Source organism: Sphingobacteriales bacterium (genome assembly GCA_016700115.1).
GTDB lineage: Bacteria > Bacteroidota > Bacteroidia > Chitinophagales > UBA2359 > UBA2359.
Window position 1 is genome coordinate 1,392,760 of the sequence record CP064999.1, and the last position, 22,108, is coordinate 1,414,867.

The 22,108-nt window shown below is 42.9% G+C and carries 19 protein-coding genes and 1 pseudogene; 12 read left to right on the top strand and 8 right to left on the bottom strand.

The window, feature by feature from the left end; translation table 11 throughout:
* Window positions 1–15: 15 nt before the first annotated feature.
* A complete protein-coding gene (locus tag IPM47_04805; protein QQS30272.1) occupies window positions 16–1,548 on the bottom strand; it encodes a hypothetical protein in 1,533 nt (510 codons plus the stop codon).
* A 69-nt stretch (window positions 1,549–1,617) separates the two neighbouring features.
* Between IPM47_04805 and IPM47_04810 the strand changes: the two are divergent.
* Window positions 1,618–1,686, top strand: a pseudogene (locus tag IPM47_04810) (hypothetical protein).
* Window positions 1,687–1,749: 63 nt separating this feature from the next.
* Here IPM47_04810 and IPM47_04815 read toward each other — a convergent pair.
* Entirely contained in the window at window positions 1,750–2,952 is a 1,203-nt protein-coding gene (locus IPM47_04815; protein ID QQS31385.1) for an acetyl-CoA C-acyltransferase, read from the bottom strand.
* A 440-nt stretch (window positions 2,953–3,392) separates the two neighbouring features.
* Here IPM47_04815 and IPM47_04820 point away from each other — a divergent pair, with 440 nt between their 5' ends.
* Both IPM47_04820 and IPM47_04825 read left to right on the top strand, forming a co-directional pair.
* Window positions 3,393–3,851 carry a mobile mystery protein A gene (locus IPM47_04820; GenBank protein QQS30273.1) on the top strand — a complete coding sequence of 153 codons (459 nt, stop codon included), beginning with the start codon at window positions 3,393–3,395 and terminating at the stop codon, window positions 3,849–3,851.
* Window positions 3,842–4,438, top strand: a complete 597-nt coding sequence (locus IPM47_04825) for a mobile mystery protein B (GenBank protein ID QQS30274.1) — start codon at window positions 3,842–3,844, stop codon at window positions 4,436–4,438. The genes IPM47_04820 and IPM47_04825 overlap by 10 nt, the downstream gene beginning before the upstream one ends.
* Here IPM47_04825 and IPM47_04830 read toward each other — a convergent pair.
* Window positions 4,435–4,611 (bottom strand): hypothetical protein, encoded by a 177-nt coding sequence (locus IPM47_04830; GenBank protein QQS30275.1) that lies wholly within the window; start codon window positions 4,609–4,611, stop codon window positions 4,435–4,437. The two genes, IPM47_04825 and IPM47_04830, sit on opposite strands and share 4 nt — an antisense overlap.
* A gap of 703 nt (window positions 4,612–5,314) precedes the next feature.
* Between IPM47_04830 and IPM47_04835 the strand changes: the two genes are divergently transcribed.
* The 3 genes from IPM47_04835 to IPM47_04845 all read left to right on the top strand — a co-directional run bounded on the left by IPM47_04835 (window position 5,315) and on the right by IPM47_04845 (window position 7,086).
* Window positions 5,315–5,851: a transposase gene (locus IPM47_04835; GenBank protein QQS30276.1), complete on the top strand. Its 537-nt coding sequence runs from the start codon at window positions 5,315–5,317 to the stop codon at window positions 5,849–5,851.
* Window positions 5,852–6,436 carry a transposase gene (locus IPM47_04840; GenBank protein QQS30277.1) on the top strand — a complete coding sequence of 195 codons (585 nt, stop codon included), beginning with the start codon at window positions 5,852–5,854 and terminating at the stop codon, window positions 6,434–6,436.
* A gap of 314 nt (window positions 6,437–6,750) precedes the next feature.
* Window positions 6,751–7,086, top strand: a complete 336-nt coding sequence (locus IPM47_04845) for a VOC family protein (GenBank protein QQS30278.1) — start codon at window positions 6,751–6,753, stop codon at window positions 7,084–7,086.
* A gap of 53 nt (window positions 7,087–7,139) precedes the next feature.
* Here IPM47_04845 and IPM47_04850 read toward each other — a convergent pair whose 3' ends face one another.
* Both IPM47_04850 and IPM47_04855 read right to left on the bottom strand, forming a co-directional pair.
* A complete protein-coding gene (locus tag IPM47_04850) occupies window positions 7,140–7,997 on the bottom strand; it encodes an Rpn family recombination-promoting nuclease/putative transposase (GenBank protein QQS30279.1) in 858 nt (285 codons plus the stop codon).
* Between the two features lie 150 nt (window positions 7,998–8,147).
* Window positions 8,148–10,331 carry a hypothetical protein gene (locus tag IPM47_04855; GenBank protein QQS30280.1) on the bottom strand — a complete coding sequence of 728 codons (2,184 nt, stop codon included), beginning with the start codon at window positions 10,329–10,331 and terminating at the stop codon, window positions 8,148–8,150.
* A gap of 191 nt (window positions 10,332–10,522) precedes the next feature.
* On the opposite strand from IPM47_04855, the gene IPM47_04860 reads away from it, so the two are divergent.
* Window positions 10,523–11,149 carry an START domain-containing protein gene (locus tag IPM47_04860; GenBank protein ID QQS30281.1) on the top strand — a complete coding sequence of 209 codons (627 nt, stop codon included), beginning with the start codon at window positions 10,523–10,525 and terminating at the stop codon, window positions 11,147–11,149.
* A gap of 68 nt (window positions 11,150–11,217) precedes the next feature.
* Window positions 11,218–12,105 (top strand): R2-like ligand-binding oxidase, encoded by an 888-nt coding sequence (locus IPM47_04865; GenBank protein QQS30282.1) that lies wholly within the window; start codon window positions 11,218–11,220, stop codon window positions 12,103–12,105.
* A 26-nt stretch (window positions 12,106–12,131) separates the two neighbouring features.
* Here the strand turns inward: IPM47_04865 and IPM47_04870 are convergent, their stop codons facing one another.
* The gene (locus IPM47_04870; GenBank protein QQS30283.1) at window positions 12,132–12,923 is read right to left on the bottom strand and encodes a TIGR00159 family protein; all 792 of its coding nucleotides are present in this window, start codon (window positions 12,921–12,923) and stop codon (window positions 12,132–12,134) included.
* Window positions 12,924–12,947: 24 nt separating this feature from the next.
* Between IPM47_04870 and IPM47_04875 the strand changes: the two genes are divergently transcribed.
* Both IPM47_04875 and IPM47_04880 read left to right on the top strand, forming a co-directional pair.
* Window positions 12,948–13,349 (top strand): heavy-metal-associated domain-containing protein, encoded by a 402-nt coding sequence (locus tag IPM47_04875; GenBank protein ID QQS30284.1) that lies wholly within the window; start codon window positions 12,948–12,950, stop codon window positions 13,347–13,349.
* A 128-nt stretch (window positions 13,350–13,477) separates the two neighbouring features.
* On the top strand, window positions 13,478–13,981 hold the full coding sequence (locus IPM47_04880; protein ID QQS30285.1) for a cytidine deaminase: 504 nt from the start codon (window positions 13,478–13,480) through the stop codon (window positions 13,979–13,981).
* A gap of 51 nt (window positions 13,982–14,032) precedes the next feature.
* Here the strand turns inward: IPM47_04880 and IPM47_04885 are convergent, their stop codons facing one another.
* The gene (locus IPM47_04885; protein ID QQS30286.1) at window positions 14,033–15,919 is read right to left on the bottom strand and encodes a hypothetical protein; all 1,887 of its coding nucleotides are present in this window, start codon (window positions 15,917–15,919) and stop codon (window positions 14,033–14,035) included.
* A 262-nt stretch (window positions 15,920–16,181) separates the two neighbouring features.
* Between IPM47_04885 and IPM47_04890 the strand changes: the two genes are divergently transcribed.
* The gene (locus IPM47_04890) at window positions 16,182–19,349 is read left to right on the top strand and encodes a T9SS type A sorting domain-containing protein (GenBank protein QQS30287.1); all 3,168 of its coding nucleotides are present in this window, start codon (window positions 16,182–16,184) and stop codon (window positions 19,347–19,349) included.
* A 92-nt stretch (window positions 19,350–19,441) separates the two neighbouring features.
* Window positions 19,442–20,989 carry a T9SS type A sorting domain-containing protein gene (locus IPM47_04895; GenBank protein ID QQS30288.1) on the top strand — a complete coding sequence of 516 codons (1,548 nt, stop codon included), beginning with the start codon at window positions 19,442–19,444 and terminating at the stop codon, window positions 20,987–20,989.
* A 73-nt stretch (window positions 20,990–21,062) separates the two neighbouring features.
* On the opposite strand, the gene IPM47_04900 is transcribed toward IPM47_04895, so the two are convergent.
* Complete coding sequence (locus tag IPM47_04900; protein ID QQS30289.1) at window positions 21,063–22,058, bottom strand: NAD-dependent epimerase/dehydratase family protein; 996 nt, start codon at window positions 22,056–22,058, stop codon at window positions 21,063–21,065.
* Window positions 22,059–22,108 lie beyond the last annotated feature (50 nt).

Here is a 22,108-nt window from a genome sequence, read left to right on the forward strand (position 1 = left end):
CCCGTTAATTTAAAACTATTCCCCTTCTTTATCAAAATTGTACAAACCTTCACCGTCCGAAAATTCTTCGGAGTTTTTGGGAGTAACCTCTTTTTGTTCCTCAAACAACTCCATATCACTTTCCTCGATAGGGCTGTAAAAATGATGATGGTTATCGGAAACGCTGTGATGGGCAGGGGTTCCGTCAGAAGGGGGTGTTTCCGATTCGGAATTTTCGGAAATATCCTGAGTTTCTGTTTTGTCTTCAACGGTAGTTGTTTCTTCAGATACCTGTTCGGCATTATCTCCGGCAATGGTTTCTTCGTTGCCCGATTCCTGAGTTGTTGCTATGTCAGGGGCAGGCATGCTGTTCGCGTTTTCCTCATTTTCAAAGTCTTCAAGCACCGGCACAACCGGATTTTCTGACGAAGAAACGGCTTCTTTGCTCTCGTCTTTGTTTTGCTTTACCGGCTTTTTGTTTTTTTGGTGATGTTTGTTGCCTTCGGGTTGTTTTACCGGTTCCGGCTTTTCTTTTTCTTTTGGTTGGACTTTCTCCAATTTTTTCTGTTCCTGCTGCAATTGTCTGTTCAGGTCGTTCAACACCTCCTGCATTTCTTTCAGTTTAGCTTCATTCGCCTCTAATTGGGTGGTAATCATTTTAATTTTGGCTTCCCGAAGTTGCGCTTCTAATTTGCCATCGGTAGTTTTGAGGCGGTTATGCTGAAACTGTAGGTCGTTTCTGTCGTCTCTGATTGTTTTTTCGCTTCTCGCAATAATATCTTTCACCCCTCTAATCCGGTGTTCAATCCGGCGGAGGTTGCCTTTTTGCCTTTCTTCTTTCACTAAGGTAAAGGCATCATTAAACAGCACCCTCAGTTGTTCGCGTAAAGCTCCGGCAAGTCTTAGCCGGTTGGATTCATCCTGCAATCCCTTTAGTTTATCAAAAATGACATTCAGGTTTTGGTTCGGTGAAACAGATTCCATGATTTTCTGAATCCGGGCTTGTATGGTTTCGACGGCTTGTCTGGCCTCGTGGTTGGCTTCTTTGCGCAGGGATTTCAATATATCAAACGCCTCGTTTATCTTGTCGCGCAACCACCCTGTATGTTCGCGGGTCAGGTCTTTTTCCTGAAAATAGTTGTTCACCTTGTCCCAAAAGGCTTTGGTGAGTTGCCACATTTCGTTGTCGTATTCGGTCAGAGATTTTACCTGTTCTACAAGCCCGTCAATTTCCTTGGTCAGTTTCTGGGATAATTTGTTCGACAAAACCCTTACCCGCCATTGGGTTTCGGCAAGTTTGACCAAATCGGTGTTCCGGGTTTTAACCTCGTCCGGCAGCAGGTTTTCTTCCATCACCGAGCGTTCGATATAGGTGTGGTTTTCGGGCAGTTGTGTCAAATCAATCTGATCCGTGTTTTCCAATGCCTTTTTCTCAAACTCGTCTGTGATGGTTTCTTTGGGAAGTGTCCATACATCTATAATATCATCGGCAAGCCGAAGACGGACAATCACCAAACATTCTGCATCATTTTCGTTTGCGCCCCAAAAGGCTATTTTATCCTTAATCATTTGAAAAAAGTTAGGTCTGTAAAATCGTTTTTGCCGGATATTCAGACTATAAATTTAAAAAACTGATCGCATGGTTTCAAGGTTAATCCGGCAGGTTGTAAGATTTGTGCATGTTTGTTGAAAAAACTTACCCCTTAAAGGTTTGCAAAGATAGCAGATAATTGTTGAACCGAGTTACAAAACAGCCTGTAAAATGGGGTTTTAGCATTTTTCGTAGATAACGGCGGCACCCTGGCCCACCCCGATACACATAGTCGCCAAACCATATCGGGCATTTGGCCGCCTTTGAAGTTCATGCAATAGGGTTGCACTAATCCTGGCTCCCGAACATCCGAGGGGATGCCCCAGGGCGATTGCTCCGCCATTCACATTGACAAGGCCGGGGTTCAGATTCAGGTCGCGCATACAGGCAATGGCTTGCGCTGCGAATGCCTCGTTCAGTTCTATCAGGTCAATATCAGATATGGTTAGCCCGGCTCGTTGAAGGGCTTTGTTGGTTGCCGGAACCGGCCCTATGCCCATATATTGGGGATGTACTCCTGCCACAGCCATGCTGACAACCCTTGCTAAGGGGGTCAATTGATGTTGTTTGACCATCGCTTCATTCACAATGAGCAACGCAGCAGCACCGTCGTTAATGCCCGATGAGTTGCCTGCCGTTACCGTTCCGTCTTTGATAAAAGCAGGAGGGAGTTTTGCCAGCTTTTCGGCAGATGTTTGGCGGGGATGTTCATCGGTGGCGATATATGAAGGGGGAACTTTCTTGTTTAGCTGTACTTCCACGGGCACTATTTCGGAGGTAAACTTCCCTTCGGCAAAAGCTTTCCAGTATTTTTCCTGAGAAGCTAAGGCAAATTCGTCTTGTTCCAATCTGCTGATGTTCCATGCCTTGGCCACATTTTCGGCGGTTTCGCCCATTGTATAAGGATGGTACAATCTCGAAAGTTCGGGGTTTATAAACCTCCATCCCATCGTGGTGTCGTAAATATGGGCTTGCCTGCTAAAAGGAGTATCGGACTTTGGCATCACAAAAGGCGCGCGGCTCATGCTTTCCGAGCCTCCTGCAATAAAGGCCAACCCTTCTCCCAATTTGGCTGCTCTTGTTGCATCCATAATTGCCTGCAATCCCGAAGCGCAAAGACGGTTGACCGTAACACCGCCGGTTTCTATGGGCAAACCGGCCAAAAGCAGCGCCATTCTGGCCACATTGCGGTTATCTTCGCCCGCCTGATTGGCCGCACCCAAAATCACATCTTCAATATCTGCCGGTCGTATAGCGGGGTTTCGCTGCAACAGAGCTTTTATCACAGTTGCCGCCAAATCGTCAGGGCGAACACTGCTGAGTACTCCTCCATAACTTCCAATCGGAGTGCGCACTGCATCAATCACATAGGCATCGAACATGGTAAAAGTCCGGTTTGATGGAAATATGTGGCCAAGATACACTGTTTTAGGCATTCAGGGGATATGAAGTTTACAGATGGCGGCAAAATGTCATTCTGTTTTTAGCTGTTTTGAGAAAGAACTGAAGGCAAAACTTCAAGATAACAAACCGTTTTTAGTCTGGCAACAACAACCTGCAAGTCTGCCATACATCGGATTTTTGCACTTTTTACAAGGATTTGAACACTGCCATATAGACTGAAAAAACATGCTTGCTCAATATGAATGGCCTGTATAAGTAAAAACCATCACTCTTTATTGTTGAAATTCTAAAATGTGATAAGTTGGAACAGGGGTGGGAAAGAAAAATAAAGTCAGTCCAAAGGCTTACTTTTTATTATTGTTTGTCAGATTATATCCGTACATTTGCCCTCGTTTAGTCAAAGCATAACTTTACTATCATGGGCAAAAAGTCATTACAGATACAGCAACTTAACAGTAAAATGCGGGCTTATGCAAGCCTGCAAAAGGTAGCCCCACCGCCTACAGGGTGGATAAAAGCTATCCGTACTGCACTTGGAATGAGTATGCAGCAGTTGGGCAACCGCCTTTCCATTACCAAACAAAGTGTGCAGGATGTTGAACGCAGAGAAAAAAACGGCTCCATTACCATCAAATCCCTTCGGGAAGCGGCTAAGGCTTTGGATATGCAGTTGGTATATGGTTTTGTTCCGGTTGATGGCAGTTTGGAAGAACTGATAGACCGCAAGGCAAAAGAACTGGCAATACAAATTGTTTTGCGTACCAGCAACACTATGAAACTGGAAGACCAGGAAAATACAAAGCAACGCATTGAAAAAGCAATTCGGGAAATGGCAACAACCCTTAAAAACGAAATGCCTAAAACTTTATGGGATTAGATTTAGAGTACATATACGGGCAAACACCGTTGGATGAAGACGAAAAAGAAGGGTTGCTAATCCCCACCATTGCTACACGCGGCGAGTTGGACGAGTTTGAACAGCAAAATATTGAACAAGCAGTATTGTGGTCACTCAATCGTTCTTTCAAAGCAGAAAATGTGTTCACCGAAGAATTTTTGGAAGCAGTGCATAAGCGTATGTTTGGCAACTTATGGGCATGGGCAGGCGAGTTTCGCAAAACGAATAAAAATATTGGAGTTGACAAATGGCAAATTCCTGCTGCGCTATGGACATTGCTTGATGATGTAAAGTTTTGGTATGCCAACGGAATTTACAGTCCCGATGAAATTACCATACGCTTTAAGCACCGTTTGGTAAGCATACATTGTTTTCCTAACGGCAACGGCAGGCATAGCCGCCTGATGGCTGATATTGTGATTGAGAAGATTTACAAACAGCCGCATTATACATGGGGTGCCGGCAATTTGGTTAAGCAGGGCGACCAACGCAGCAATTACCTCAGTGCCATTAAAGCAGCCGACAGCGGAGACATTAAACCATTGATAAATTTTGCAAGGTCTTAACTAAAATTCAATTCCATCGGGTTTAGCTCTAAGGAACGCAGTATCACATTTTCGATCAATGCCTTGGCTGAAGTTGTTTTTTTGTCCATGTTTTTGTCTTCTTTTTTTAATAGGCTCTCCTTTTCTACCCCGGTTAACATCCGCCAACATAACCTCTGTATTTGATTTTCCATAAAAAGTTTTGTTTGATATTCCTCTTTTTTCACGCTACTTTATGCTTGGATGAATGGGTTACCTCCCGGCATACAGGTATCTATGGCGGTTGGCATTTCCGGGCGGGTTTGATCGGTATGAGAGTACAGGGAAGATTTTGGTAAATGAAAAGTGAAAAACTAAAAGTGAAAAGTGAAAAACCTGAAGGGTTGAATATGAATAGCCATTGTTAACTGTCAATGGTTAATTGTCAATTGTCATTTGCAAAAAACCCTGAAGGGGTTAAATTTGATTAGCCGTATGTGAAACCTACGGGAATATGTGAAAAGTGAAAAGTGAAAAACCTGAAGGGTTGAATATGAATAGCCATTGTTAATTGTCAATGGTTAATTGTCAATTGTCATTTGCAAAAAACCCTGAAGGGGTTAAATTTGATTAGCCGTATGTGAAACCTACGGGAATATGTGAAAAGTGAAAAACCTGAAGGGTTGAATATGAATAGCCATTGTCAATGGTCATTTGCAAAAAACCTTGGGGGAATGTTCAAAAAAGTGTGTCAACACAAATTACAGAAATAAAAATTTTAATTATGAAAAAGGACAAGAGAGAAAGTAGATCAGCTTCCCCATTGGAAGACTTTGATTATCCGTCATTTGAAAAGAAGCGATAAAACGCCTCACGTCTGGGGATCGGTTATTAGGCAAAGAAGGCGTATTAACGGGTATGGTACAGCGTTTGGTGAATGCAGCTTTATCAGGCGAGATAGACAACCACATCAAGACCGACCGTTCGCAGGGTGTTAGCAATCGCAGGAACGGCTATACTTCGAAGACCTTAAACACGGAGTTAGGGGCAGTGCAGATTTCGCCTCCTCGGGACAGGCGTGGCGAGTTCAGTCCGATTATTGTAGGGAAATGGGAGCGTGAGTTGGGTACAGGCTTAGAGCAACAGGTTCTGATGATGTATGCTTATGGGAACAGTTATCGGGATATTCAGCTGCAACTTATGGAGCTATACGGTGTAGAGTTTGGGGTATCGTGGATAACAGAGATAACAGACCAGGTACATGTGGAGGTGTCATCGTGGCAGCAGCGCGCCTTATTACCCTTTTATGTGGTGGTCTATTTAGACGGCATTTATTACACAAGTCGGGAAAGTGGTCGGTCAGCTAAGAGAGCTGTTTATTCGGTCTATGGAATAGACGCAGAGGGAAATCGATGTATTGGGCATTTACGTTCGCAATACAGAGGGGGCTTCTGAGTGGGGTCTGATTCTGGAAGACTTAAAAAACGAGGTGTTGAAGATGTGCTATTCTTTTGTATAGACGGGCTTAGCGGTTTAGATGAGGCCATACTTTCGGTTTTTCCTCAATCCTTCGTCCAACGCTGTATTGTCCATATGCTCCGCAGCAGCACTAAATTTGTTGCCAGAAAAGATATTAAGCAAGTCAGTGCAGACCTTAAAAAGATATACAATGCTGCCGGCGAACCCGAAGCGAGAGCAGCCTTAGCAGGTTTTGAGCAAACCTGGGGAAAGAAATATCCCGGTATCGCAAGGGCTTGGGAACAAGAATGGGCAAATTTAATGGTGTTTATGGATTTCGGAGCAAATATCCGCCGAATGATTTATACGACTAATCCTGTGGAAGGTTTGCACCGGCAAATACGCAAAGTAACGAAAAGCAAAGGTTCATGGGTAAACGACAAGGCTTTAGTCAAACAAATTTATCTCATCCTGATATATGGGAGAGGCGGGTGGAAAACTAAAGTTACAAATTGGACCTCAGTATCACACGAATTGCGTACCCGCTTCGAAGACCGTTTTACAAAGCATGTGGATGTTTAACTAACCGATGAGTAGGAAGTAAAGGAATTGAAAACAGCGTTGTTTCCCACATTCCAACAGCCTTTACTACTCAAAAAAAAGAAGGGTTTGAGTAGTAGGCTATTGAAATGTGGAAAACTATATAACTAAAGTACTCTTAAATTTAACATGTTAAATCCACTCTTGATTTTCAAAAATAATCGCTTTTGACACACTTTTTCGAACATTCCCAGTTTATTGCGATAAAACCTACTATTTGGAGGTGGGTTCGGGTTAAAAACTTGCAGAGCGAATAAAAGGAACAGGTAAAACCGGAAACGTAAAATTTCAAGGATATGAAATTTATCATGAGTACCAATATTGCAGTTCAGACAACCCAACCAAACGAAGCGGTTGAGTTTTATACCAATGTACTTGGTTTTAAAAACAGAACAGACGAGCCGGATTTTTTCGGAATAGATGCAAACTCTTTGCGGATGTTTATCCAAAAAGACGAACAGGTTTCGGGTTTGGTCATGGAGTTGTTTGTGGAAGATTTGGAACAAGCAAAGGAATATTTGCTGAATAATGGCTGTAAAATCATACGTTGGGAAGGGATTGGCAGGGATTGTTATGTGGAAGACCCTTTTGGGTTGAGGTTTAATATTTGGCAGATTAGAAATCAAGGGTAAACATTGCCTGTATTTTTGTTCAGCATCATGCTGTTCTGTAATTGGTTCATTGCTCACTTTCTTTTCTTAATTTTCTCTATCATTTGTTTGACCTCCGAAACCGGCAGATTTACAATCTTTGATATAAATTCGGGCGACATGTTTTCTTCAAGACATCTTTCTACCACTCCTTCCTTTTCTTCTAACTTACCCTCTGTCTTGCCCTTCTTTTCTGCTGCTATCAATCTCCCCCGTTCATCCTGTTCGGCAATCGAAGCGTTGTCATACGCTATCAGTTCCTCTTTCTTCCAACTATGTTTATCCGCATCTTTATACGCTTCTACCAGACCTTCGTCATCTGTATTCTCCGGAATAACCTCCAGTTTCTCTGCATTCTTGATAAAAAATATCCACTTATCTGTCAGTGTTTCCATTTCATCTGCCTTTTTATCAAATTTCCTCAACTCGATAAACGTGAACTGAATATCTTTCAATTTGTGTTCATAGGTCTTTTCGTTCAAAATTAAATGGTTGGACAAATATTCGGCACTTTCAAAAAAATCAAAGTCCAATATCCCTATAAAATAGGTCGGTTTCAACAGTGGATATTGTTCACCTCGGTCAATTTGCGTCGAATAGTCTTTGGATGCGTAGTATTGTACCCTTTTGTCGAACCCGTCAACATCAGCCATTTGCATCTCAATCACAAACTGTCTCACTTTTTTATCTTTTGCCCTTATAGCTATGACGGATGCATTTTCTCCTGCTACCCTCGGCAAAAGATACGGGTTGATGATCGTTACCTCTTCTATTCTTTGGTCGCCTTCCAATTTCAGAACGGCATTTAGAAACGAAATCAGAATGTTGGTCTTTTTCTCGTTGCCGAACATCTTTCTGAAGGCTATATCATTTTTGACATCTACAAATTTCATCCTGCATTTTTAGTTTGAACCCAAATTTGCTGAGTTTTTCCTTTGATTGTTGTCTGATTTTTTCATTTGTTTTTTTTGGGGTGCAAGTTGGCAGAAGCATGTAGTCCATAAGGAGTCTTTTCTTAAAGCTATGCCAATTCAATATTCACCTTACCGCATTTCCGAAACGCCTATGATGCCTGCATTTTGACGGAACAGGGTAAAATCCTGAAGATTGATGTTCCCATCTAAATTACAATCGGCCGGGTCATAAACAGGAGGGGTTGTACTGACCTGAACCGCATACTGGTCGTAGTCGTGAACGTTGATGATGGCGTTGGCATTGATATCGGCTGCAAATAAAGCATAATCGGAATTGCCCATAAAAACAAGTTGGGAACTGCCCATTTTTACCTGTGCGGGGTTGGTGAAATCGTGGGGCACAAGATTGGGCAGGTTGACCGGATTGGCACTCATAACCGGCAGATGATTGCGGGTTCGGACAGAAATATAATAAGGGGCGTTTTGGGTCAGGGTATAAAATACGACTCCATCGGGTTCGTTGTCCAAATCGGCGATCGTTCCGTTTTGGAGCAGCCATGCGGCGCGGCGCTCTATGACCTGATAGGGGTTGGAAGGATTCCGCACTTCCAGCAAAACCCAATCGGTGGTGTTGGCGGGGATTTCGCTTGCAGAAATGACACTCTCTTCGCCGGCATAGTTCCAGGGCGGGCGGTTAAAAGGTTGTTGCAAAGGCAACAGATTGTTGGTGCGAAGGGTGTTGTGCATTTGGCCTTCGGTAATATAGGCTCCCTGAAGCAACACCTGAGCCTGCACCCTGACAGGAGGAATATGGACAGGGCAAACGGTCAGTTCACCGGCCAAAAAACGGGTTTTTGCCGGATTGGTTCCACTGTTGAGGGCGTTGGGATACCCAATTGTAGGCCAGGTACCGGCAATGTTCCAATATTCAGGAGCCTGAGTCAGGTAATAAGAAATATCATTCACCGTTCCGGTGCCCGAAGGGGTTGCCGTTCCTTTGATGTTGTTGCCGTGTTGAATATGATTGCTGCCGGTGATGGTATAAAAACCCTGAAGAAGGGCGGTGCTTGTTACTTCGTTGCCCACAAAATGCTGCATATTCGAGCCTGATGAGGACATATAAATCCCATAGGTGGTAAACCGGTTTCTAAACATGGTATTGTATGGGCCGGATGGACCCCAATAATCGTCAATCCAAAACAGTTCACAAATATTACCTTCAAACAAATTGGCAAAAGCATAATGGCCATGCAAAGAAATATCGGCGGCAAAATTGTTGGGGAACTCGCTTCTGTACCCGTCAAAGGCATAGTTGTAGGCTAACACATTTCCGTTTGCCCCCTGTTTGATGGACATGGCATGGCGCAAATGTTCAAACACGTTGTTTTCAATCAGACATTGCCCGCTATGATGGTTGAGCATCACCCCATAACCCCGGGTTCCGCTGCCGTCGTAGGTAAAGGCATGGTGAAAATAAGACCCCGATACTTCGATATCGGTACTTGCGGTGATAGAAATATGAGCGCCTACACTTTTGTTGCTATGTACCCCTTTTACCCAGCAATTTGCCGAAAAATTAAAACTGATATTGTATCCGGCACCGGTTCCGCTGTCGGCAACCCGCTCTAAGTACAAACATTCAATCCCGATATTGGAAGCAGGAGTGATCGGTCTGATTCGGGGAGCAAATCCGGCATCATAATCTATCCTCAGCGCATACGCCAAATTCAATACATTCCCTTCTATTCCCGAAATTCTGACGATTTGACCTTTTGAGTTGTCCGCCCATGATGCCGGTGCTGTATCCCATGCCGGATTGTTGTCCTGAACCAGTTCGGCATAGCCTCCAACAGTAAAAGAAGCCGCGTTTTCGACAGTAATTGCAACAGAGCCTTTGGTATAGCCCGAAGAAATGGCCACAAAACTGCCGGAAGCCGAACCGCCAATGTTGATTCCATTGACCCCTGAACTGGACTGGTCAAATAAAAGCCTCGAAGTTTGCGCACTTTCACCCCGCAACACCACACCGGAGGGCAAAGAAATGGTTGACAATAAACGGTAATTTCCTGCCGGAAAATAAACCACCCCCGGCGCACCGGACAAAGAAGCGATGGCAGCGGCAATGGCAGGAGAATCGTTGGTTGTTCCGTTTCCGGTTGCGCCGAGTTCAATCACATTGACTATGGTTTGCGGATTGGGCAACATAAAATCAAGCCCTGATATGGTCCAGTCCACCTGCCTGTTGATGGGTATGATTTGAGCAAAAACCTGAAATCCCGATAACAAAACAAGCAGTATGGATAACTTTTTCATAATGAGTTCGTTTTAATACTAAAATTCCGGAACAATTTTAAGCCAATTATCCGAAATACTAAACAATTATATTTGTCTGTTTTAACAAATCGCTTTACTTTTACGTACCGGATTAAACTATTATCCAAAAAATACTATCTACTTACCTTGTCTTTATCACTTCTCTCATCCTAAACCTTTTGTATTTTCTCATGAATCCATCTGTTTCGTTTCGCTCCCTTGTTTTATTGTTAATCGTCAGCAGTTTTGCCCTTGCATTTACAGTTTTGCCCCAAAACGACTGGGAAATTGCCAAAGAACAAAACGGGATAAAAGTGTTTACCCGAAAAAACAGCGGCGAAATGAAAGAATACAGAGGAGAAACCACCATTTCAGCCTCTGTAAATGATGTGTTTACCCTGCTCAGCAATTTTGAAAACTACGCTTCCTGGATGCCGAGTTGTATTGAAAACAAAGTGCTCAAACGCATTTCAGACACCGAATTATACCAGTACAACGTTACTGATGCCCCTTGGCCGGTAAATGACAGGGACAGTGTGATTAAAACAAAAATTACCAAACAAACAACGGGGGTCATTTTGATAGAATTAGCCGCAGCTCCCGACTATATACCGGCTAAAAGCGGAAGGGTACGGGTTCCAAGTTTTAAGGGTTATTGGAAACTGACCCCCAAAGATGCCAAAAGCACCCAAATAGTTTACGAAGGCAAACCCAGTGCCGGAGGAAGTATTCCCGCATGGTTGGCCAATTCTTCGGTCATTGACGTTCCGTTTAACACCCTGGCTAAAATGAAATCGCTTTTAAACGGAAAAAATTAAAAGCCCGTCTGCCGTGATTGTTGAAAACGAACCGGTTAGAACAAATCTGACATACAAAATCAAATATTATGCGAACATCTTTTATTACAACCGGCGAAAAAAGATTAAACCACCGTCTTCCTGCCATGCGGTTATGGCAAAAAGCAAAACGCTACGGGATATGGAATCCCAACGACCTCGTTTTTGATCAGGACGCAGAAGACTGGAAACATTTGGATGACCTTGAAAAAGATGTGGTGTTGAGGTTGACAACCCTGTTTCAGGCAGGTGAAGAAGCTGTTACGCTCGATTTGTTACCCCTTATCATGGTCATTGCAAAAGAAGGAAGGTTGGAAGAGGAAATGTTTCTGACCTCGTTTTTGTGGGAAGAAGCCAAACATGTAGATGGGTTTAACCGCTTTTTTTCCAAAGTTTGTCCCGATGCCGGAGATTTAAGCCGTTATTATACACCGAGTTATCATACCATTTTTTCGCAGGAATTGCCGCAGGTGATGAGTGCTTTGCAATATGACAGCTCCCCCATTGCTCAGGCCAGGGCTTCTGTTACCTACAACATGATTGTCGAAGGGGTTTTAGCCGAAACAGGTTACCATGCCTACTATTCGGTATTGAAAAACATGAATATTTTTCCGGGGATGCTCGATTTTGTCGGAAAACTGAAACAAGATGAATCCCGTCATATTGCCTACGGGGTTTTTCTGCTTTCAAGACTGACGGCCGAACATGGCGAAACGGTATGGAAAGCCATCGAAGACCGCATGAACGAACTGCTCGAACCGGCCATTGGAGTAATTATGGAAGGCATCGGCGTTTATGAAGTATTGCCTTTTGGCTTAAAATTGGAAATGTTTTTAGACTATGCCATGGATCAGTTCCAAAAACGAATGGATCGGATCGAAAAAGCAAAATCACAAACGCTGGAAGAGATTTGTAACATCTCCATTTCGGAACTTTAGGTCAACATTCTCCCATACAGGAGCTATTATATCAATGCCTGTTCCAAAATTTCAGACAGTGCGTTTTGGGTGATGTTCATTGTCAGTTTTCCTTTTTGAGCCGCCGAAATACGTCCGGTTTGTTCAGAAATAACCACCACAAAAGCGTCAATTTTTTCGGTAATGCCCGTAGCGGCGCGATGTCTCATACCGACTCGTGTGGGCAAATCGGGATTTTCAGAAACCGGCAACACACATCCGGCGGCCAAAATTCTGTTTTCGGCAATCACCATCGCCCCATCGTGAAGGGGGCTGCCTTTGTCAAATATGCTTTCAATCAGTTTACTGCTGATTTCCCCGTTAATGGTTACCCCGGTGTCGGAAAAGAAATTTTTCTCTGAAGCATCGGTAAATACCAACAGCCCCCCTGTTTTGGTGTTCGACATATTGTTGATTGCCCGCATCACCTCTTCTTTTAGCTCTTGTTTTTGAGTTGGGGCATCACGGTTTAAAAACCATAGCCAAACTTTGTTTTTTCCGATTCCACTGCCCCGACCAAGGTAAAACAAGAACCGGCGGATTTCCTGTTGAAACAAAATGACCAACAAAATAAAACCGGCTTCGACAAACTGCCCCAAAATATTGGTCAGCATTTTCATTTCCAGCAAACCTACGATTGCCGACATCAGGTAAATCAATAAGACCCCAATCAGAATATTGAATGCCAAAGTGCCCCTGAGCAGTTTGTACAGCCGGAAGATGAGCAAGCCCACCAACACAATGTCAATCAAATCCCAGATATGGAATTCCAAAAAACCGATGCCCGGATTAGTTTGCAAGCAAAATCAACTTTAGATGAATAAATGAACCTTGATAAGGTAACAATGTTGTATAAAACACAAAGAAAAAAACCACATCATTCCTGTTCAGCTAAAAAAACAGCGCAAAACCAACTCTCTAAACAATTAGCCGCCGTTTGGCAAACCGCCGCTAAAATACTAATTTTGAGCCATCCTATTCATTATTTTACCACATCCCGCAATATGAGTCCTCAAAAAGTAATAATTAAAGTTGATACAATGACCTGCAAGCACTGTACCAACTATGTCAGCAATAGCATAAATACGTTAAACGGAATCCTAAAAACCGAAACCGATATCCCTTCAAGTACCGCTACGGTAGAGTTTGATGCCGATATTGTCAGTAAAGAATCCATCATCAGTGCCATTAATGAAACGCATTACAAAGCGGTGGAACTGGTATGATTTGTCCATAGTTTTTGTCTGACTATTAAATCCCAAATCTTCTATCGGTTTTTAAGGTCGGTTTTCGCAAAATCCGGAATATACTCAAGAATAACTCCACAAGATTAGAACACTCCTACTTCTTTAACATGAAAAAAATCACCTTTAATGCGGTATATGTACTACACGAACAATACAGCGCATTTGATCAGGAAGAGATAACCCTGTTCAGATTAGCACAACAAGCCTGTTTTCAGGCCTATGCTCCCTACTCAAAATTTCAGGTAGGCGCTGCCGTTTTGCTGGAGAACGGGGTGATGATTTCGGGCAATAATCAGGAAAATGCAGCCTATCCCAGCGGTTTATGCGCCGAGCGGGTGGCTTTGTTTTATGCTTCGGCAACCCATCCCGAAGTGCCGGTTAAAGCCCTTGCAGTTACGGTAAATTATTCCCATACCGATTTTGATCAGGTGGTTGCACCTTGCGGAGCCTGCCGGCAGGTAGCTGCTGAATATGAGCAAAAAACAGGGCAAAACATCAAGGTTTACCTGTTGGGTAAACACGAAAAAGTGTTGGTTATTCCTTCCGTAAAAACCCTCCTCCCCTTGTTGTTCAGCGGAGATGTGCTGAGCAAATTCGGCACATTAGAATAATTGCCCCCTTTACCAAAATCCAATCAACCGGCTTTGACCGGTTTGTTTTATTTAAACCTTTCCGTTTTCCACAGGCTGTACCGAAAGAATAAAACTCAAATATCTTTCTGCGGTTTTCCCGTCTATTTTATAGGCGCGATTGGCGATAAACTGCTCCTGTTTTTCAGGATCTATTTTACGGCGCTGATGTATTACATCACCCAAAAGCGCGGTCAGCTCCCCGCCATTATGAAACCCCAAGCCCACTCCTTCTTTGATATATCCGGCAGCATCGTTGTGATGATAGTCGGCCACTAAAAGCGGTTTTTTGAAATAAACCGCTTCGGCACCTGCCGTGCTGTGATAGGTAATGACAATATCGGCCACAGCCAAAAGCAGATAAAGTTCCTGTGTGAGCAGCAACAAGGGTTGGTGTCCGGTTTGTTGGGCAATCTGATAAAAAAAGCGATGATCGGTTTCCAAAGGGTGGGGTTTGATGGCAAACTGAAAATCGGGATAATGTTGTTTGAGGAGTAAAAAATCGGTGGCAAGTGTTTGGCGCAAAGGCTGTTCAGTGCCTACCAAAGGTTGGGAAAGGTAAAGAATTAAAGGGCGGTCATCCTCTAATTGAGGATGTATCCTGCTTTTTTTTGCTGTTTGCGCAAGCGAAGCAATGGCATCGGTTCTCAATTGACCAAGGCATACGGAGTTTTCGGAATGATAGTCCGGGTTGATATTCCTGACTTGTCGAAGATATTCTTCACCCCAAAAAATGGTATGATGCGGAAGATGTTGATAGCCCCTGTCGGACGGATGATGGCATTGGTAAAAAACCGAAAGCGTGCCGTGTTGTATGCCAATAGTTGTTGCACCGTTTTTTTTTACCTCGTTCATAATGGGTTTGTTGTTAACGGCATGTTCGTTTGGTGAGCAAATCGCACTAACCTTTGCAAGACGGGCAAACAAACGGGCTGCTCTGTGCCGGAAAACCCCCTGCAATATTAGCGGATAAGCACCCGGTAATAACCGGTACAAACATTGGTTTGCCGGACTTAAACCGAGGTGAGGTTGTATTGCTTTCAGCTTTCGATAAACCCGGTAGAGTTGAATATAGGTCAGTGGATTTAGCAATGTTAGAAAGGTAAATACATCAAAGTTCAACGTTTTACCGCGGTATGCAGGAAAGATTAGTTTTCGGGAAAATTGGCGCAGACGTGCATTTTCTAACCTTGGCGGTTGAATTTCAGAGAGGATTAAAAAATCGGAACGGTTTTTAACGGTTTCCAACAGGTAGCTAAAATAAGTATCGGTTAGGATGGTTGAATCGGGCGAATTAATGGAAGCCATCTCCTGAAGCAGTTCGGGGTCTGTTACCAATATGTTTTTGGGTGTTCGGGAAATCAAGAGCCTTAATTGCCAAAAACCCAAAATTGCACGAATTAAAAACAGGATCAGGTAATGCAATATTTGCCCTGAAGAAGTCTTTTGGGTAGCAGGTTTTGCCGGTAAATGGTTTTGAACCGGTAAACCGGGAAGCAGTGAAGGCAGGGAAGTGTGAACATGAAAAACATGCAAGTTTTCGACTTGTATTTGTTCGGGTATCACCTTAAAGAGCGCATTTTTCACCCTTTCGGCTGCTACAACCACACTTTGGTAGCGGTAAAACAACGACATGCGGAGGTAAAACCAATGTTCGGTTTGTTCAAAAGACAAATTTTCGATCAAGGTTTGCCCGTTGTTGGTGATCGTATAAGCTAATGCAGCAACGTCCTTAAGGCATTGTTGATGGATAGCGGCAGATTGGTTAGTCAGGGCAGGAGAGAGGGAGCTTTTCAAAGGCTGAAGCCCTTCGGGGATAAAAGTTTCGTCTTCGTATATCACCCAGTCAGGTTGAAGGCTCAAACCTAAAGCTTGCCACTCATTAAGGCTGACTTTTCGCGCAAGGTAATATACGTACATAGTTTCTTGTTTACTTCCGGCACAAAGATAGGTTGGCCTCAGTGGATTTTAACCTTACCGACACCTTTCCCATTTTTAAACTTGCATTTGAAGGCCGGTAAGAATTGGCCATGTTATGAAATCGCAAATAAAGTGTAAAAAGAAACATGCGGCCATATAAACGACAATGCTTTTTTGTGCAGGTATAGTTTTTCTCAAAATGTTGAAGTAGTTTTGTAAGGTGTAAAATATTTTTATTTTTTACCACAAACATTGCTTTATTATGAAAAAGACACTAACTTTAATGAGTCCGACCTGCCGACGAAATTGTTTTAATTCAATCCGATTCCTCATTTTGTTATTGATTTTGCCCAATTTATTTATAAGAGCGCAAGAGAGTGGATATTGTTATACTACACCATCATTATCCAATTATTTGGAAACAATAAGTACTTCTACACCACCTGCGAGCATCCAGCAATCTGCCTATACTTTTCGTATTTATGTTCATATTATAAGAAATAACGACGGCACGGGAGGGAGGTCTGTTAAAGATGTAAAAAGCGCAGTAGAAAAGCTGAACGAAGACTTTAGCCCTCACAATATTCAATTCGATTTGTCCTGCATAGAATATCTGGATAACAACATATTTTTCAATATTCCGGAATTGTTGCCTTGCGATGAATCTAATGTTTGGATACTTGTACTTGGACTGTATCCGATTTTCTTACAAAATACTCATACTGACGGGCTGGACATATATTTATTGCCAGAAAGCAGCAATTTTAAGGGCGGATTGGCAAATGGTGTTCCTGGGACAGCTTTTGTTGTTGGAGGAACAACTTCTATGGACAATGTTGATGTAGGCTTATCGAGTGCGCTCTCTCATGAAATGGGGCATTGTTTGGGTTTGTTTCATACTTTTCATGGCTCTATAGCTGAACCTTATGGATGTCCGGAATTAGTTAACCAACCTATTTCTTCCTTATATTGTCAACCCGATGTTGTTGAGCCAAACTGTTGTGACTGTGGAGATTATGTTTGCGACACACCGGCAGATCCATTCTTAGGGTTTAATGTAGATCTTGTAACCTGTAATTGGCTCGAGCCTGTAACTTTTTGCGATGGTAGCACAGTACCAATTCAAGATGCAGAGGGCAACTATTATAGTCCTTCAACTACAAACATAATGGCTTATTCCCCTATCTCTTGTTATGAAGGTTTTACATTAGGGCAAGAAATACGGATGAAGATGCACATTTTGTATAATCCTGACTTACAGGCAAGATTAACGAACTCCCCGCAGCAAAACCTGCTTGTTGATGATAATTGGGATATAGTTTGGAACACCCCTACGAGAGTGTTTGAAACAATTAATATTCTCGCAGGAAGCACATTAACTATACAGAACACAAACGTTGTATTTGAGGGTGATGATGCCGGCCTTCTTGTCATGCCTGGAGGGAAACTATTAGTTTCAAATTCTACTTTATCAAATGACATTTGCTTAAACACTCACTGGAAAGGCATTCAAGTCTTGGGCAACCCCGACGAACCGCACCCCGCCGAGCCATTCAACCCGCAGACTGGTACAGCACTATCGCATGGGATTGCATACCTATACAACAACACCAAAATAGAAAACGCCAGAATAGGCGTAGCAACTGCTATGTTGGACAATGAGGACAAGATAATTGCCAATACAGGCGGTATCGTATGGGCAGAGGGCAATACCTTGTTTAAAAACAACCAAGTGGGAACCCTGATTGCAAACCCGAACAATGCCCTTTTGCGCATCAGCCGCATGCAAAATTGCCGTTTTGAAACTACAGACGACTATATAGAAGGTAGTATCGGCATATACGGAAACGGACGACCGGTAGGCATAGTAAGCAGAGGCGGCAAACTTTCTGCGGTCATAAAAAACAATGTTTTTATCAATTTACAAAGCACGATTGAAACAAAAGAACGAGGTATTGGTATATATAATGCCAGTACAGGTATGCGGATAGGAGAACCCGGTGCCGGCAATCGTTTTGAAAATCTGTATAAAGGAATTGACTATTACGCCGGACCTTCATTGATTTCTGTCATTAGCATAAATAGCAATGAATTTATACATACAAACAAAGAGGTTACTTTAAACGGAGGCATTTTTGCCCAAATAGAGAACAACCATTTTGATGTAACCCACTTTGGCAATAACATTGATGCAGGTTATGGCATTTTTACAGAGCGTGCAAGCGGTTTTTATATCGGCAATAATTTGTTTACCTGCTCCGATGATTCTCCAAATCTAAACATTGCCCTTGAACTGCGCAGAGATATTAATTTTGCCGCAGGCAAGGTTTCTGATAACAATTTTGAGGGCACATTTGCCGCAGCAAATATATTTTCGGGCAAAAACCCCAATCTCACTATAGATTGCAACCAATATAACTACCCCATAAATTATGATTGGCTTATCATTCCCATTATCTCCGACGACTATCTCAACAATCAGGGAATTTGCAACGAAATTGCTCCCGAATTAGCCCGCCGCAACAGCTTTAAACCTGATGCAAACGGTACAATATACGTTAATATATACAATGCCGGCAACACCAACTTTACTTACAGAGCACAAAGCCCGCTATTTGTACCAGGTACCAATATAGAACTCCCCGGTGAAGTAGATGCAGATGAGTGTTTCCCGTCTCTACAACCCACTCATTGTGCTTATGATAATCCCTGCAACCCAGACTGTTTGCGGCAACTACTCAACCAAACCACTGATACCGATGAGCAAATGCGCTATTTTACAGCTTTAATGCAGGAACAATTGAGTTTACAACAAATTGCCGAGGCAAAAAGCGATTTGGAAAACCTCCTTAAGATTGAGGCTACCAAAATGCTTGCAGCAACCTATGTTGATGAAGCCGACAGTATAAATTCAATGCTCAAGCTTGCCGAAATTCCACTAACAACAACCGAAAATATTGAGTTTGTAACGCTGTATTTGGAAATACTAAGCGGAATACAACCTCCGGCCGGCCCGGGCAAAACCATGGAGCCGCAAGAAAGCCTAATTCGTAGTATGGCAAATAATTCCAACTGCACACAGAATGTTTTGGCACAGAACCTGCAGGCATTCTATTACGCTGAACCTTTTGATAAAAAACCATCAGAGCCACCGCAAACAAAATTAAATACCAATACCGCGGCTTACGGCATACAGTTATATCCTAACCCCGCCAAAAACGAAGTACAGGTTGCCCTATACATTCCCGAAATGCTTAGTGGCACAAAACTATATGTTTCTGATATGCAGGGCAGACTAATAGACCAATTGACAGTAAACCACACAATATTTACGCTCCAAACAACAAACTACCCTAACGGTTTTTACTTGCTATACGTTAAAACAACAAGTGGCAAAGTTTATACCCAGAAATTAGCGGTCATCCACTAAAGTTTGCTTAAGACTTGTTTGCCTAAACATTATGTTTGTTTTGGTAAACAGGTCTTTTATGTTTTCGTAACACTCTCAAAAGCGAAATACTAATGAAAAATATAATTACATCATTAATACTCACCGTTTGTTGTTTTTACCTTGATATAAACGCTCAACAGGTTTATTTTAACAGGGTCTTTTATACCGATACCACCAGTATGCTATCTGTGGCAGTAAAGCCTGTTGCAGATGGTTATTTGGTTGTGGGAGGATTTAATGCTCCTAATAATTACTCCGCCACTTATCTACGCAAAATCAATTTATATGGAGAAACTGAGTGGTTAGAAATATTGAATGGAGCAGTGCAGAACAGTGCTATCTTTTTTGGGAATAGCTTTGTCGTTTCTAATGATGGTAATTATTTCATAGGAGCAGAAAGAGGAACAACAGATACGTTGTCCGATTTTGTGTTAATGAAGTTGGACCAATATGGCAATGTTTATTGGAAAAAGCAGTATGGAACTCCCACTTCAGTAGAAACCGGCACACAAGTATTGGTGCAAAGTGATAATACTTGTTTGATTGTGGGCGGTAAACAAGAGTACTACAATAACAATACAACTTTCGGACCAAGTCAATTTTATATAGTGAAAGTAGATTCAATTGGCAATTTGTTGTGGGATTCATCATACGGTACTAATGCAGTTCTCCTGTATGCCGAACAAACGCAAGACGGGGGATATGTTTTATCAGGCTACAGGTACAGCAATAGTACAGGCTACGATATGTATGTTGTTAAAACAGACAGCTTTGGCACAATGCAATGGCAAAGAACTTATGGTACTAACGAAAATGACGGTGGGTGTTATGTATTTCAATTAGCGGATAGTAACTTAATATTAATGGGATTGATAAAAAGCAACATTCCCGATAAAAATGGATTCTATATAGCCAAACTAAATGCTACTAACGGAGCAATCGTTGGGCAAGCCAAAACGCACCTGAAAAATAATTATTATACTCCACACATGTTTAACTATTCTCCCGAAACAGGTATTATAAGAGTTGTTACCACCGGCTTTTACCCGCTTCCCTTATGGGAGGTAGCCATTACCGCCATTTCAACTGACGGCGATATACTATGGGAAACCCCTATCAGCAGTGGTTTATCACCCACAGAAGATTACATCAGAGATATAGAACCCACATCCGATGGGGGGTATGTTTTGACAGGTTTCAACTATGCTTCTCCCGCAAGCAGTTGGGTGCTAAAAACAGATAGTCTTGGTCAGAGTTGTGGAGCGGCACCTTGTGATAGCGTTGTATATACTGTTAGCACTTCGCCTCCAAATACTCCAACAACATCCAGCGTCACGCTACACCCCAACCCTGCCCGTGGCAGTACCACCATATACTACTCCCTTCCCCCGCAGTTGCCTTTCGGGGTAGTGGAGTTGTACGATTTGCAGGGGCAAAAAGTGCGTTATCAGGTGTTGCCGGCGGGTAGTTCGTCCCTACCCCTAAATCCCCTGAAGGGGACTTTTACGCAGACCCTCGATTTATCGGGGTTGCCTTCGGGCATGTACGTATGGCGGTTGTCGTTTCCCGGAGGGTATGAGCGGTACGAGGCAAGCGGGAAGATAATTGTTAATGATTAGTGGTGAATGGTCTGTGCCTTCGGTAACGTTGTTTCTGTCCAACATAAAAGGTTGGTTTTAGAGACTTGCCCTTTTATGAACTATGAATGGCCAAAAATTCCTTACATATTCTTGATACAGATTCTTCTACGGGAGTGTATGAATAAGGAATGGCTGCTAAAAGTTTGCCGTTTTGGTAATAGTATCGGTGTTGCGACATCCGGGCTGTTTCTTTAGTTACAAGGGGAGAAGTTTGGGTGAAAAACCCTTTCAAGGCTTCTAATCGCCATCCGATTTCGGCCATCAGGGGAGTAATCGGGCGGGTTGGTTCGGGTTTATTGAGATAACGGGCAACCATCGCAAAAAAGTCGAGATAGCTGAGGTTGTCAGCATTTACAATAAACCGCTCCCCATGAACGGGGCTGTTCATCAGTTCAACCATCAGATTCACCAAATCTGTTACATCCACAAATCCTGTTCCGCCTTTGGGGTAAAACTTCAGCCCTTCCCAAACCTGAGTAAACAAACGACAGGATCCGGTTGACCATTCCCCCTCCCCTATGATAACCGAAGGATTGACAATCACTGCGTTAAGCCCTTCTGCAATACCCCGCCACACTTCGCGCTCTGCATAATATTTGCTGATGGCATATTGCGTGTTGATGGGGCTTTCTTCCCATTGTGTTGTTTCATCCACATGCGGTTGGTTCAGTTTGCGCCCCAGTGCAGCAATAGAACTGACATGCAACAGTTTTTCAACACCCCGTTCCAAAGCCATATTCACCACATTGGCGGTTCCTTCCACATTCACCTTGCGAAGTTCTTCCCTTTTGGAAGGGCTAAAAGTTACGATTGCCGCACAATGATAGACTGATTTAACTCCCGACATGGCATCGTAAAGCCCTTGTGCATCTAAAATATCACAATCTACCCAGTCAATTTTTCCGGCAATATCACTCACCCAATACAGGTTGTTGTCTGCCCTTTTCGTGGCACGAACAGCAAAACCCCGGTGAACAAGCAATTTCAATAAATGACTGCCGACAAAACCGGTGCCTCCGGTTACAAGAATGGTGGGTGAGTGGTTCATAAGTTGTTAGAGACAAGTTTAATTGCAATACTTCTACACCTCAATAAAAA